Below are 14,510 nucleotides of genomic sequence, written 5' to 3' on the forward strand. Positions count from 1 at the left end.
ATATTAATAAGTAACATATTACAAAAAGAATGAAAGTTATGGGACACGAAACGACAAAAGTATTGGTTGTTGATGACGATATGCGCTTACGCAGTTTGCTAGAGCGTTATCTTGTAGAACAAGGCTTTATTGTTCGCACAGCAGCAAATTCAGAGCAGATGGATCGCTTGCTGGAGCGTGAAAATTTCCACTTGATTGTATTAGATTTAATGTTACCAGGTGAAGATGGGTTATCAATTTGCCGTCGTTTACGTCAAAAAGAAAATGACATTCCAATTGTAATGCTTACAGCCAAAGGCGATGAAGTTGACCGCATAATCGGTTTAGAGCTAGGTGCTGATGATTACATTCCTAAACCATTCAACCCGCGTGAACTGTTAGCGCGCATTAAAGCAATTTTACGTCGTCGCGCTAAAGAAGTGCCGGGGGCTCCTGCTGCTGAAGAAAACGAAATTAGCTTTGGCGACTTCACGCTAAACCTTGCGACCCGCGAAATGAGCCATGGTGACAAAACAATGTCGTTAACCAGTGGTGAGTTTGCAGTATTAAAAGCATTGGTAACTCATCCTCGTGAACCACTTAGTCGCGATAAACTGATGAACTTAGCGCGTGGTCGTGATTATAGTGCGCTTGAGCGCAGTATCGATGTTCAGGTTTCACGATTACGCCGTATGATTGAAGTCGATGCGGCTAATCCGCGTTATATACAAACAGTATGGGGCTTAGGCTACGTATTTGTGCCAGACGGTGAAAAATAATAGTAATGGGCATGTTTCCACGTAGTGCGTTTGGACAAACAGTATTTTTGGTTGCGGCCTTGCTGTTAATCAATCAAATTGTCTCTTATATCACGGTCAGTTTTTATGTTGTTAAACCAACTATAGAACAAGTAAACCTGATCCTATCTAAACAGGTGAAAACCGTGTTTATTGAATGGGAAGAGGGGGTTGAGGTAAGTAAGGAAGCCTCTGACAAGTTTTTTGAGATCACTGGCATTGAAGTCATGACCCAGCGCCAAGCAATGAGTGAAGGCTTGGCTGAAACTCGTGAATACTCGATGCTATCGCGAAGCATGTCGAAAGAGCTTAACGGCTCTGCACGGGTGCGTATTAGCCAAACAGATCCTCTTGTTTATTGGGTTGAAGCACCGCAAGCACCAGGCTACTGGGTGCGTGTGCCGCTCACTGGGTTGCAAGAAAACAACCTAAAGTTCTTAACCTTTTATCTATCAAGTATTGGTTTTTTAAGTGTTCTCGGTGGCTGGTTGTTTGCCCGCCATCTAAATAGACCTTTAAAAGCGCTGCAACAAGCGGCTGTTAAAGTGGGAGTGGGCGACTTTTCTACCAAATTAGAAGAGCAAGGCTCTACTGAAGTCATTGAAGTAACCCGTGCATTTAACCAAATGTCACGGGGTATTGCTGCGCTTGAGAATGACCGTCGATTATTAATGGCAGGCGTTTCTCATGATTTGCGTACGCCGCTTACACGGATTCGTTTAGCGACTGAAATGATGTCGGATGATGAAGATTACCTTCGTGAAGGGATCATTCATGATATTGAAGATATGAACGCCATTATCGACCAATTCATTGAATATTTACGTCACCACAAGCGCGAAGAACTTGAGCTAGAAGACTTAAATGCGATCGTTTCTGAAGTCGTTGAGGCTGAGCAAAAACATCACCGTACTATTACCTTTAAAGAGAATCCAAGCTTAAGCGAAGTGCCAGTAAGTATGGTGGCGATAAAGCGTGTTGTTACTAATATGATTGAAAATGCAATTCGCTATTCAGATGGTGATATAGAGGTCGAAACCCGCGTGAGCAGTAATAAAAAGTTTGCCATGGTAGTAGTTAATGATCACGGCCCGGGGATCCCCGAAAGTGAACTTGAAACTGTATTTGAACCGTTTAAACAAGGTGATGCCGCTCGCGGTAGTGAAGGCAGTGGCTTAGGTCTTGCGATAATTAAACGTATTGTCGATATGCACGGCGGTCGAGTGCAGCTACTTAATCGCCCAGAAGGTGGCCTCAGCGCACAAATCTATTTGCCGTTTTAAAAGTATTTAGCTGTAAGCCTTGAAAGGTGCTGAAGCAATGATGAAATTTAAAGAAAGTAACAAGATAACTATTAAGATAGTTAGCCAGTTTAAAGCCATTTGAATGAGAACAGCTAGTTCATAAAGTGCAAAATGCATGAAATCGGCAATTAAAATTTTATTTTCATAAATTTAGTAGTTACAGAAATTTCCAAGTGAACATAGCCATTACTTGTGCTCTCATTTATCAAAGCAAACAAAAAGCGCGGCATCAAATGCCGCGCTCTTTTAATTTAAAGCTTAAAACTTACAGCTTTTAGCTTAGATTATTATTGCTTACCGTCAGGATTGTGGTTGTCCATAAATTTGTTCTGCGCGGTTGAATAAAACCCACGACGTTAAAATATACTTATCATTTGAAATAGGCTTATTACCACGGTGAGTGTGGGTAAAGTAGCCCGGTGCTACGACCATAGAGCCCTGTTTGGGTGATATTTTTCGTTGTTGATAGTAAAATTCAGTTTCCCCACCTTCCTCTACATCATTTAAATAAAACATAAATAACAGCACGCGATGTAGGGCCTCGTTATGGCCAGCTTGCGGGTATACCTCGCTATGCCAATAAGGGTAGCCACCTTTATTGATATCGTATTTTTGTGCTTGAATTGGACCCATGCGGAAAATTTGCTGCACTAATAGTGGCAACTGTGGTTTACCGACTTCTTCAAAATTGTCTTGTGTTAGGTCAACAGGTTTGCCCGTTTGCGGATGGTAAACCTTTAAACCAAAGGCACCAATCATCATAAAAATATGCTCTTCAAGGTATTTGAAGACGTAACCCGCGGTCGTTTGTTGAATATGCTTTAGTTGCTCAGCGTATTCAGGGTGGTTATTAAGGTATAAATCGCGACTGTCTTTTTTCGCTAGATCGACACCACCTGAGGTAATGCCTTGTTTTAAATGCGGGCTTTGTTCAAATACCGTGATAAAGTTGTCGCAAAATTCTTTGCTGAGGGCGTTTTCGTATACGCGAATAAAGTCCGTCATGAGCTACCTTTAGTTTATATTTTTTATAGGGTTACTATGTTTACTGAAACTATCACACCACGCTTTAGCGAAACAGATGTGCTAGGGCACATCAACAATACCGTACTCCCTGTATGGTTTGAAGCCGCCCGAGCGCCTATTTTCAGGTTTTTTACGCCCGATTTAAACCCTTATGAGTGGAAACTGATCATTGCCAAGGTTGAAGTAAGCTTTGTGGGTGAGTTGTTTTATGGTCACGATGTTACAGTGAAAACCAGTGTTGAGCATGTCGGTTCTAGTTCATTTGTACTTCGCCAAGAAGCTTGGCAGCAAGATAATTGCTGTGCAGTTGGTAAAACGGTATTAGTTCGTTATGACTTTGCAAATAAATGCTCGAAAAAACTTGATGAGCAAGAAAGAGCTGCCCTTACAGCGCATTTAATCGCTGAGAAATAAACCATTTTTTGCCGACATTTATGAGTGCTTGGGGTAAAATGCGCCTTCATTATTTTGACTGAGTAATTTTGGGTTACACGCAATGCTGTTAATGATCGACAATTATGATTCGTTTACATACAACCTAGTGCAATATTTTCAGCGCTTAGACCAAGATGTATTAGTTAAACGAAACGATGAGATTAGCATTGCTGAAATTAAACAGCTTAACCCAGAGCATATCGTACTTTCACCCGGGCCATGTTCACCAAATGAAGCAGGTATTTCTCTGCAAGTGGTTGAACAATTAAAAGGGCAGTTGCCAATTCTTGGTATTTGCTTAGGGCACCAAACTATTGCTCAGGCTCTAGGTGCTGATGTTATTCGTGCCAAGCAAGTGATGCATGGGAAAACCTCGTTAGTTAAGCATACCAATAAAGGTGTGTTTAGCGGTTTGGCCAACCCGCTGACGGTATGCCGATACCACTCTTTAGTGGTGGATAAACAAAGCCTGCCTAGTGACTTCACTATTACCGCATGGACAGAACAAAATTCTGATTTTGATGAAATTATGGGGATCATGCATAATGATTTAGCACTTGAAGGAGTACAATTTCATCCCGAAGCAATTTTGACCCAACAAGGGCTTGAATTACTTGCTAACTTTTTAACTCGCTTCTAACCTTAGGCTAGTGAATTAACAAATATGAACGACAATACGCCTGTGCAAATGACCGAAGAAACCCGACAACAAAGGACTGCGATGGTGCTTAATGAGCGCGCACACGATCTTTTGCTTGGTCACAGTTTTGCACAGCGTCAAATTGGCTTTATTCATACCTTAGAAATTGATTATGGCGAGTCAATGGAGCAGCGTACTCTATTAGAAGTAGAGGTCGCTGCCGAGAAAAAGCGTCAAAAGAGCAGTACAGCTCACCATAAATACCGTGCTCAGGCGAGTAAACAGTTACACCAAGTAATTGAAGCCGCCATGCAAAAGCAGCTTGAAGATATTGATTCAGTTATCCACGAAACTATCGGTATCCAAGACAGTGTACCTGCTATTCTAGATATTCTAGCTGTGCGTTCAGCCTCAGTGGGTCGACTAGAGCCATTAGTTAAAGACTTAAGTTGGTTAGGTCGTGAGCTCGTTGCGTTTGTGAATTTACCTTTTTATCGAAAACAACGTAATAAACACACTTCAGTTCAAGTTGATAATCCATTATTAGCGCTGCGTTACATAGGCTTAGACAATTTAAAGTTTGTGGTGCCAACCTTTGCGGTACGCCATTGGATGCCACACAGCACAGAGCCATTTCCACTACTAAAACGTCGACTTCGTGATAACTCAATGGCATGTGCCATTGCAGCTCAAGAGCTTGCTAAGCTAAATGGTGTAAATGAGGTGCACGCCTTTACCTTAGGTATGCTACTCGATGTGGGTAAAATAGCGCTAGTACGTATATACCTTCGTATTTTCGAATTAGTTTGGCAGCGTCAAGTAACGAAAGCCCGTGATGAGCAAAAGAAAGACTTACACACTGCTTTATTAGAACTAAAACCTGATCCATTATTTTTAAGCACCTTGCTAAATAAGCAGTCGATGAAGGTAACAGCGACCGTGATTGAGCAAATGGACTTTAGATATTTGCCATTTAATGCGGTAATGCAGCAATTAACTACACCCTTAGCTAAAAACGATGAATATTTGCCACTTACTAAGGTGATTTTAAAAGCTCGTTGTTACGCGCAGTATTTAAGTTTAAATGAGCATCAATTGGTCGAAAATGACGAAACTGAACGTTGGTTTACGCACTTCGATTTCACCAAGGAAGAGCTTAATCAGCTAGCAAAATGCAATTTTGATCGCTTTCATATTCAAATTAATTAAAAAAATTGTTAATTTTTTTGCGACTATTCATTCATTGTTTATCAATCTGCAGCGACAAATTTTTTGTCATTAGCCTGTGCTTGGCTCACTAGCCGTACGCCTTTTTATAGTAATTAGACCAAAAAACAGCCTTCAAATAGTTATTCACTATCCATGAAAAAATATCTCAAGCCCTTTATTTTAAGGGCTACATGAAAGTTTTCTAAGAGACAGGACGAAAATTTTCTGGAATAATGGATGAATGAAAATTGAACCAAAGAGTTATTTTGGTGATTTTGCGCTAAGCTCAATCGGCTAAGTAAAATGGCTTGGTTTGGCTTTAGAGCGCCACCTTGCTCTGTGTGTGCTTACAATTAAGAGGATATAAAATGACAGTCAATCGCGAATTATTTGATCAAGTAATGGTTCCTAACTATGCACCATCAAGTGTTATTCCAGTTCGAGGCGAAGGGTCTCGCGTATGGGACCAAGAAGGTCGCGAATTTATCGATTTTGCTGGTGGTATTGCTGTTAACTGTCTTGGTCATTGTCACCCAGCTCTTGTAAGTGCATTAAAAGAACAAGGCGAAAAAATTTGGCACTTATCAAATGTAATGACTAATGAGCCAGCTCTTCGCTTAGCTAAAAAGCTAACTGACGCAACATTCGCAGAAAAAGTGTATTTTGCTAACTCTGGTGCAGAAGCAAACGAAGCAGCACTTAAACTAGCACGCCGTTTTGCACTTGATAACTTTGGTGAGCAAAAGTCACAAATTATCTCATTTAACAAAGGTTTCCACGGCCGTACATTCTTTACTGTAACGGTAGGCGGTCAAGCTGCATACTCTGATGGTTTCGGTCCTAAACCGGGTGATATCGTTCACTGTGACTACAACGATTTAGCGGCATTTGAAGCGCTTATCTCAGACAGCACGTGTGCGGTAATGATGGAGCCTCTGCAAGGTGAAGGCGGTATCATTTCTCCAACAGCTGAGTTTGTTGAAGGTGTTCGTGAGTTATGTACTAAGCATAATGCACTACTAATCTTTGATGAAGTACAAACAGGTGTTGGTCGTACGGGTGAGCTTTATGCTTATCAAGGTCTAAATGTAACGCCAGATATCTTAACGACTGCAAAAGCGTTAGGTGGTGGTTTCCCTATCGGTGCGATGATCACCACAACTGATATTGCTAAGCACTTAAAAGTAGGTACTCATGGCTCTACTTACGGTGGTAACCCACTAGCATGTGCAGTAGCAGAAGCAGCATTCGACACTGTTAATACGCCAGAAGTACTTAATGGCGTTAAAGAAAAATCAGCGTTATTCCGTGAGTTACTAACTGCGATTAACGAAAAGTACAATGTATTCACTGAAATCCGTGGCGAAGGCCTATTAATTGGTGCTGTAGTAACAGAGCAGTTCAAAGGTCGTGCAAAAGAGTTTTTAGTGGCTGGTACTGCAGAAGGCGTTATGTCTTTAGTTGCTGGCGCTGATGTTGTTCGTTTCACTCCATCACTTGTAATTCCAGAAGCTGATATCCGCGAAGGTATGGCACGTTTCGAAAAAGCAGTTGCAAAAGTTGTTAACGGCTAAGCGAAACTGTCATTTCAGGGCAAGCTAGGCTTGCCCACATTTCTTAATTTACCGTTATTTATAAGGGAGCAAGCGGACTTATGATGATCCTTCGCCCAATCCAGCAAAGCGATTACCAAGCGTTAGTAAAGATTGCTGATGAGTCAGGCCATGGCTTTACGTCTTTGCCTAATAATGAAGAGTTATTACAAAAGAAAATTGATCATTCTGTCAGCTCATTTGCTAAAGCAGCCCAGCAGCCAGGTGATGAAGGTTACTTGTTTGTTCTTGAAGATAGCGAAACGGGAGAAGTCGTAGGGACTTCGGGTATTGAAGCCGCCGTTGGTTTAGATGATGCTTTTTATCATTATCATTTAAGCAAAGTGATTCATTCATCTCGGACGCTAGACGTGTATAAAGCCGTTGATATTTTAACCCTGTGTAATGATTACACCGGTGCAACAGAGCTGTGCACATTATTCTTAAAAGATGGCTACCGTAAAAACAATAACGGTAAATTGCTTTCAAAAGCGCGCTTTATGTTTATTAATCAACATAGAGAGCGTTTTGCAGACACCGTAATTGCTGAAATGCGTGGTGTGTCAGACGAAAGCGGCGAAAGCCCATTTTGGCAATGGCTAGAAGAGCACTTTTTCTCAATGGACTTTCCAACGGCAGATTACTTGACGGGTATTGGCCAGAAAGTATTCATTGCTGAGTTAATGCCTAAATACCCAATTTACGTTAACTTACTGAGCAAAGATGCACAAGCTGTGATTGGTCAAGTACATGACAACACACGCCCTGCGATTGAACTATTAAAGAGCGAAGGTTTTACCTTTAATGGTTATGTAGACATTTTTGATGCAGGCCCAACTGTTGAAGCAAAAGTAGATAACATTGCTACAGTAAGAAATGCCCACACGGTTAAAGTTGAAATAGGTGAAAGCCAAGGCGACACCACGGTATTGTTAGCAAATGATAAAATTGCTGATTTTAGAGCAACCGTGACTCAAGTTAGCCTATCATGCGATGCCGAGAGCATCACAATCTCAAGTGAATTAGCAAAAGCACTTCACTTAGAAGCGGGTGATTCAGTATCACTAGCAGAACTATAGAATTCAGGAGACATATTAATGACTCATGCAGCGCAATTTATTAATGGTCAATGGCAAGCAGGCCTTGGTCATACTTTTCAATCTGTAAACCCAGCAAATAATGATGTTATCTGGCAAGCAAATACTGCCACAGCTGAACAAGTAGACGGCGCAATCGCTGCTGCACGCGAAGCGTTTTACAGCTGGGCTGATAAAACATTTGCAGAGCGCTTAGCGATTGTAAAAACATTCGCAGAAACACTTAAAGAGCACAGTGAAGAATTAGCGATTGCTATCGCACAAGAAACGGGTAAACCACTTTGGGAAACACGCACTGAGGCAGGTGCTATGGTGGGTAAAATTGCTATCTCTGAAAAAGCATTTTTAGAGCGTACAGGTGATGTTGAAAACCCAATGCCACAAGGTCGTGCGATGATCCGCCATAAGCCTCATGGTGTTGTAGCTGTGTTTGGCCCTTACAACTTCCCTGGTCACTTACCAAATGGTCACATTGTGCCAGCATTATTAGCAGGCAACACTGTGGTATTTAAACCATCAGAGTTAACGCCAGCGGTTGCTGAATTAACTTTAAAGTTATGGGAAAAAGCTGGTCTTCCTGCGGGTGTAATTAACCTTGTGCAAGGTGAAGTTGAAACCGGTAAAGCGCTTGCTGCGCATAAAGGTATCGACGGGTTATTCTTTACTGGCTCTTCGCGTACTGGCCATATTTTACATGAACAGTTTGCTGGTCAGCCGGGTAAAATCCTCGCGTTAGAAATGGGTGGTAATAACCCGCTTATCGTTACTGATGTTGCTGACACTAAAGCGGCTATCCACGATATTATTCAATCAGCGTTTATCTCTACAGGTCAACGTTGTACCTGTGCGCGTAAGTTATTCTTACCTGCAGGCGAGCAAGGTAATGCAATCTTAGCGGGTCTTATTAAAGCAACTAAAGCAATCAAAGTAGGTGACTACGACGCTGAAGAGCAGCCTTTCATGGGCTCAATGATTTCTGCTGCGGCAGCATCTGGTATGGTTAAAGCGCAACAGCAGCTTGTTGAGCTTGGCGCAGAAGTGCTTGTTGAGCTTACGCACAAAGAAAATACCGGTTTTGTAACACCAGGTATTTTAGAGTGTACAAATGTAGCTAACTTCCCAGACGAAGAGCACTTTGGACCCCTCCTTAAAGTATTCCGTTTTACCGATTTTGATGCCGCTATTGATAAAGCTAATGATACTAGCTTTGGCTTATCAGCTGGTTTGTTAAGTGACAGCGCAGCAGATTACGACCATTTCTTACGTCGTATTCGTGCGGGTATCGTAAACTGGAACAGGCCTATCACAGGTGCATCAAGTGCAGCTCCATTTGGTGGTATTGGAGCATCGGGTAACCACAGAGCAAGCGCATATTATGCCGCTGACTATTGTGCATACCCCGTAGCTTCGGTTGAGCTTGAAAAAGTAGCGATGCCAGCGACATTAAGTCCAGGCTTAAAATTCGATTAGTAATCGTAAATAACTATAAAAAGCAGCTTTGGCTGCTTTTTTTGTATGAGATGCGTGGCAAAGGTAGCAATTAAAAGCGCTTTCTGCTTAAATCTAAAGAGGTAGTTTTTTATTAGGTGTGAAGTCGTATGGTTTTAGATAGGCAAGGGTATGATGATCTTGTCATGTATCTCACTCAAAATTTAGCGCTTTTTGAGAAGCCGGGTCAAATTAAACCAGGAGCTCCAACAGTGTTAGAGCTGATTGAAGACGTGATAGCAGAAAACGTCATGTTACTTTGCGAACAACACACAGAGCTTAATACCGAACAACGCAGCCAAATTGTCCGTGAAGTCGACGGTATCGTATACGACTTACAAGAAGTGCTAAGTAGCGTTACAAATCACACAGTAACCGTTGAACAACATGCCTTTATTGACGAATTTGCCGGATTAGTGAAAAACTTATTCGATAGCGCTGTTGTAGAAAGCGCCTAATTTATAAATAACTACAAAATTCTAGTCTTTCAGCGAGTAGCTTGAAATAAGCTACTCGCTTTCATATAGCTTACCTTTTATCCCTTGCATCTGTGAGTGACTTGCTTACAATCAAACAAAATAACTTTAAGAGATAAAACACATGCAAGCGAATGTAAAATGGGTAGATGGCGATACGTTTATTGGCCTTTCAAATTCAGGTCATAATGTAGTTTTTGATGCAGGTAGTGATAGCGCAGCGCCAAGCCCAATGGAAATGGTCTTAATGTCAGCTGGGTGCTGCTCATCTGTTGATGTTGTTAGTATTTTAAAAAAAGCAAAACAATCATTTTCTGATGTGCAAGTTAAGCTAACAGCAGAGCGTGCTGAGTCAGCTCCTCGCGTGTTTACCAAGATTAATCTACACTTTGTGGTCACTGGTGATAATGTTTCAGAAAAGCACCTTGCTCGTGCCGTTCAATTATCTGCTGAAAAGTATTGCTCTGTAGCCTTAATGCTTGATAAGACAGTAGAAATTACGCATAGTCATGAAGTTGTGCAAGAACAGGTAAAATAACGCTTTTTCCGAGCAGAAAATTCGTATAAAATCCGCGAACTTTTATTTCTGCTGGTGCAGGTTCACTCGTTTTAAGGTTGGTTTAGCATGAATAAACCCTTCGATAAAATTAAGCTTCATGGCTTTAATAACTTAACTAAGAGCTTAAGCTTTAGTATTTACGATATTTGTTACGCAAAGACTGAACAACAGCGTAAGGAATATATCGAATATATCGACGAACAGTACAGTGCTGATCGCCTGACCGATATTTTAGGTGAAGTTGTGGATATTATTGGCGCAAACATTCTAAATGTTTCTCGCCAAGATTATGATCCGCAAGGCGCTAGCGTGACAATCTTGATCTCAGAAGAGCCAATTGAACAGCAAACGACGTATGAAGTTGATGAAGCGCCGGGCCCTCTTCCTGAAACAGTTGTAGCGCACTTAGATAAGAGCCACATCTGTGTTCATACATATCCAGAAGCACACCCTGATGATGGTATTTGTACGTTCCGTGCTGATATCGAAGTATCAACATGTGGCATAATTTCGCCATTAAAAGCGTTAAACTTCTTAATTCACAGCCTTGAGTCTGATGTTGTAACCATTGACTACCGTGTACGTGGTTTTACGCGTGACGTAGATGGTGTTAAACACTATATCGATCACGCGATTAACTCAATTCAGAACTACATGACTGAAGATACTAAAGAAGCGTACCAAATGATGGACGTGAATGTGTATCAAGAGAACTTGTTCCATACTAAGATGATGTTAAAAGAAACTGACCTGAATACTTATTTATTCGGTGTTTCTACAGCGGATTTATCTGAAGAAGAAGAAGAAGTTATCTACTCAAAGCTGACTCGCGAGATGCAAGAAATCTTCTACGGCCGTAACTTGCCAGATACAGAGTAAGTAACTACGAGTTTTAAAGAAACGGCGCGTAATGTAAGTTACGCGCCGTTTTTTATTCCTTAAAGCTGCTCATTGACTACATTAGCCTGTACTTATATGCTGGTTAAAAGGCCAATTTAAGGATAGACATGTCAGTTGTGCTCTCGCAGTCTGTATTTTTAGCAGAACAAGTTCGTGAAAATGAAGGCCCAGCAGCTAAGCGCTCTGGTGTAACTTTATATGAGCTTATGGAGCGAGCAGGGCTGGCTACTTATCAGCAAGCTATCAGCTATTTTCCTAAAGCAAGTACATTCGTTGTATTAGCTGGCGTTGGTAACAATGCGGGTGATGGCTATGTTGTTGCCCGCTTAGCTAAACAAGCGGGTAAGCAGGTTACAGTTATTGCTGGCTTACAAGATAAACCTCTCAAAGGTGATGCGCTGAGTGCTCAGCAAGCTTGGCTCAATGCTGGGGGAGCAATAACAACGGATGTTAGCGCTATTGAACAAGCAGATATCATCATTGATGGTTTGCTCGGTACAGGTATTCAAAGCGAGGTGCGCGAACCTTTCTCAGAGTTGATTAAAGCCGCTAATGAAAGTCAAAAGCCGATTGTTGCCATTGATTTACCATCAGGCATTCATGCAGACACAGGTGTAATACAGGGGATCGCAATAAAAGCGGCACTCACTGTTACCTTTGTGGGTATTAAACAAGGTTTAGTGACAGGGCAAGGACGAGCACATGCAGGTAATCTTGAGTTTACTGACTTAGGTATTGGAGATACCTTTTTAAAACTGACAGCACCCACTGCTGAGCTTATCAATTATCAAAGTCAATCACCGCTCTCTCGACGTGATAATAACAGTCATAAAACTAACCATGGTAAGTTGCTATGTATTGGTGGTAACGCAGGGACAGCGGGTGCAATTCGTTTGACCGCCGAAGCCGCTCTTCGGACTGGCGCAGGTATGGTGAAGGTTTATACTCACAGCAGTTCTATTTTGCCAGTCAGTATTGGCCGACCAGAATTAATGGTGACTGATACAAACTTAATTAGTGCATTAGAATGGGCAAGTTGTATCACCATCGGCCCTGGGCTTGGACAAGACACTTGGTCAGAAACAACATTTGAAACTGTCATGCAGTATTGTTTCACTAATAATAAACCTCTGGTGATTGATGCTGATGCACTTAACTTAATGGCTCAGCATGCTTCGTCATTCCCATTAGTTAATACAGTTATAACACCACACCCCGGTGAGGCTGCAAGGTTACTCAATTGTCACGCAAGCGATATTGAAGAAAATCGCTTTCATGCGGTAAAGCAGCTCGCACATAGCTATACCACTACTTGTGTACTAAAAGGTGCTGGTAGTTTAATTGCTGACACTAACCAAACATGGGTGTGTACAGATGGAAATCCTGCACTTGCGGTTGGCGGCAGTGGCGATGTTTTAACAGGCATCATAGCGGCCCTGATCGCACAGGGGCTTACTCCTCAGCAAGCAGCTTGCTTAGGCGTAACCTTACATGCAAAAGCTGGTGATATTGCCGCAGAGTGTGAAGGCGAAAGAGGCATGTTACCGAGTGATTTGTTTGTCGTTGTAAGGAAGCTGATAAAAGAATTGGCAAGCAGTGCTGACTTGAGCAGGTAAGGCTAAATATTTCGCCTTAGTCTAAGACTATCCTAGCTTGAACAAGCCAATATTGAGTTAGCATTTTCATTGAATCAACTAAATCATAATAGCTAGAAGGCTTGGTCATAAAGGCGTTAGTACCTAAGCTATAACATTGCTTAATATCAACTTCTGAATCAGAAGTCGTAAAAATTATGATGGGAATATGGCGGTAACGCTCCGATTTTTTTAGTTCGACTAACGCTTCTTTTCCACCCTTTCGTGGCATGTTTAGGTCTAATAAAATAAGGCTTGGTAGAATTTTATTTTTATCGAGTGACTCAAGTAATTGCATGCCGTCATCAACAAATTGAATTTTATTTTCATCGACATTATTTTCAACCAGGGCATCACGGATGAGTTCTTGATCATCGAGGTCATCATCCGCAACTAAAATATAGCTCACAGAGCGTAACTTTTTGATAAATAATTTGTCGTTAAACATTAGCAACTCCTGATTAGCTTATCTTTTTCACGTAGATACTTATAAATAAAACAACAAATTAAATAATTAGTTAATCGAATAGTATATACTTTAGTTAAGTAGGTGTTATATTAACTTGCTTATACCCATAATACAAACATAAGTTTATTAATAACCCAATGACAGTAAATCTTACTAGTACTAATAGAGTGGTAGCTCTTCGCGAAAGTTTGAACCTTTCTCAACAAGAGTTTGCCGATAAAATAGGTATAACTCAGGGGGCTCTATCACAACTGGAGGCTGGCAAGTCGACCCTATCTCTCAGTACTATTATTAAAATCAGCAAAGTGTTTAATGTAGATTGTAACTGGCTTATTTTTGGTATAGAAGGATTTGATGACTCGAGTTTCCAGAGTTATCAAAAAGCCTTAGAGACTTCATTTATTCCACTTGTCAATGAAGAAGCTCAAGCTGGTTATATAGAACAGTGTAGTGATGAAGACTATATTAAAACTCTGGATGTTTATAAAATTCCGGGGTTTGAAAATGGCAATTATCGACTATTCGAAGTTGAAGGCGATAGCATGATGCCAACTATCCGCCCCAGAGAAACGCTGATCACTGAGCAAGTCAAGGATATTAATCAGTTAGAGAATGGTTCAGTTTGTGTTGCTGTCACTAAAGATGGCATTGTCGCAAAACGCCTCTTTAGCCACAAGACAGACCCCGTCAGTTACTTATTTAAGAGTGATAACCCTGAGTACAAAACATATTCAATTCAGGGAAGTGATATCTTAGAAATCTGGCATGTAAAAGCAAAAATAAGTTCTATAACCGATCAAGACTCACATATGCAAAGTCAGCGTTTTGAGTCTATTGAAAATGAAATTAGACAACTTAAAGAGCATATTAATAGAGTTTTACCGCCACAATCGTAGCGGTAAAAT

General features: G+C 41.2%; 15 protein-coding genes. 13 read left to right on the top strand and 2 right to left on the bottom strand.

The genetic code is table 11. The annotated features are described in order from the left end of the window. The first annotated feature begins 38 nt into the window (after window positions 1–38). Both ompR and envZ read left to right on the top strand, forming a co-directional pair. A complete protein-coding gene (ompR, locus tag L1D46_RS06470) occupies window positions 39–758 on the top strand; it encodes a two-component system response regulator OmpR (protein ID WP_130050343.1) in 720 nt (239 codons plus the stop codon). 5 nt (window positions 759–763) lie between these two features. Further along, the gene (gene envZ, locus L1D46_RS06475; protein WP_054562852.1) at window positions 764–2,059 is read left to right on the top strand and encodes a two-component system sensor histidine kinase EnvZ; all 1,296 of its coding nucleotides are present in this window, start codon (window positions 764–766) and stop codon (window positions 2,057–2,059) included. Window positions 2,060–2,380: 321 nt separating this feature from the next. Here the strand turns inward: envZ and L1D46_RS06480 are convergent, their stop codons facing one another. Then, the gene (locus tag L1D46_RS06480) at window positions 2,381–3,085 is read right to left on the bottom strand and encodes a 2OG-Fe(II) oxygenase (RefSeq protein ID WP_054563475.1); all 705 of its coding nucleotides are present in this window, start codon (window positions 3,083–3,085) and stop codon (window positions 2,381–2,383) included. A 36-nt stretch (window positions 3,086–3,121) separates the two neighbouring features. Here L1D46_RS06480 and L1D46_RS06485 point away from each other — a divergent pair, with 36 nt between their 5' ends. From L1D46_RS06485 to L1D46_RS06530, 10 genes are all read left to right on the top strand, one after another. Continuing rightward, entirely contained in the window at window positions 3,122–3,520 is a 399-nt protein-coding gene (locus L1D46_RS06485) for a thioesterase family protein (RefSeq protein WP_130050344.1), read from the top strand. An 82-nt stretch (window positions 3,521–3,602) separates the two neighbouring features. Next, window positions 3,603–4,181, top strand: coding sequence for an aminodeoxychorismate/anthranilate synthase component II (locus L1D46_RS06490; RefSeq protein ID WP_239977120.1), 579 nt, complete (start codon window positions 3,603–3,605; stop codon window positions 4,179–4,181). Between the two features lie 48 nt (window positions 4,182–4,229). Beyond that, window positions 4,230–5,390, top strand: a complete 1,161-nt coding sequence (locus tag L1D46_RS06495; protein WP_130052232.1) for an HDOD domain-containing protein — start codon at window positions 4,230–4,232, stop codon at window positions 5,388–5,390. A 368-nt stretch (window positions 5,391–5,758) separates the two neighbouring features. Next, the gene (locus L1D46_RS06500) at window positions 5,759–6,964 is read left to right on the top strand and encodes an aspartate aminotransferase family protein (RefSeq protein ID WP_058583979.1); all 1,206 of its coding nucleotides are present in this window, start codon (window positions 5,759–5,761) and stop codon (window positions 6,962–6,964) included. An 80-nt stretch (window positions 6,965–7,044) separates the two neighbouring features. Beyond that, window positions 7,045–8,061 (top strand): arginine N-succinyltransferase, encoded by a 1,017-nt coding sequence (astA, locus tag L1D46_RS06505; RefSeq protein ID WP_130050346.1) that lies wholly within the window; start codon window positions 7,045–7,047, stop codon window positions 8,059–8,061. Window positions 8,062–8,079: 18 nt separating this feature from the next. Continuing rightward, window positions 8,080–9,549: a succinylglutamate-semialdehyde dehydrogenase gene (astD, locus tag L1D46_RS06510; RefSeq protein ID WP_239977122.1), complete on the top strand. Its 1,470-nt coding sequence runs from the start codon at window positions 8,080–8,082 to the stop codon at window positions 9,547–9,549. A gap of 128 nt (window positions 9,550–9,677) precedes the next feature. Beyond that, complete coding sequence (locus L1D46_RS06515) at window positions 9,678–10,025, top strand: DUF3802 family protein (protein WP_054563480.1); 348 nt, start codon at window positions 9,678–9,680, stop codon at window positions 10,023–10,025. A 142-nt stretch (window positions 10,026–10,167) separates the two neighbouring features. Beyond that, window positions 10,168–10,581: an OsmC family protein gene (locus tag L1D46_RS06520; RefSeq protein WP_130050348.1), complete on the top strand. Its 414-nt coding sequence runs from the start codon at window positions 10,168–10,170 to the stop codon at window positions 10,579–10,581. An 87-nt stretch (window positions 10,582–10,668) separates the two neighbouring features. Next, window positions 10,669–11,481: an adenosylmethionine decarboxylase gene (gene speD, locus L1D46_RS06525; protein WP_130050349.1), complete on the top strand. Its 813-nt coding sequence runs from the start codon at window positions 10,669–10,671 to the stop codon at window positions 11,479–11,481. Window positions 11,482–11,609: 128 nt separating this feature from the next. Next, the gene (locus L1D46_RS06530) at window positions 11,610–13,118 is read left to right on the top strand and encodes an NAD(P)H-hydrate dehydratase (RefSeq protein ID WP_239977124.1); all 1,509 of its coding nucleotides are present in this window, start codon (window positions 11,610–11,612) and stop codon (window positions 13,116–13,118) included. A gap of 16 nt (window positions 13,119–13,134) precedes the next feature. On the opposite strand, the gene L1D46_RS06535 is transcribed toward L1D46_RS06530, so the two are convergent. Beyond that, entirely contained in the window at window positions 13,135–13,584 is a 450-nt protein-coding gene (locus tag L1D46_RS06535) for a response regulator (RefSeq protein WP_130050351.1), read from the bottom strand. A 158-nt stretch (window positions 13,585–13,742) separates the two neighbouring features. Here L1D46_RS06535 and L1D46_RS06540 point away from each other — a divergent pair, with 158 nt between their 5' ends. Beyond that, complete coding sequence (locus L1D46_RS06540; RefSeq protein WP_130050352.1) at window positions 13,743–14,501, top strand: LexA family transcriptional regulator; 759 nt, start codon at window positions 13,743–13,745, stop codon at window positions 14,499–14,501. Window positions 14,502–14,510: the final 9 nt, after the last annotated feature.

This window comes from Pseudoalteromonas sp. Isolate3 (assembly GCF_022398505.1).
Lineage (GTDB): Bacteria > Pseudomonadota > Gammaproteobacteria > Enterobacterales > Alteromonadaceae > Pseudoalteromonas > Pseudoalteromonas apostichopi.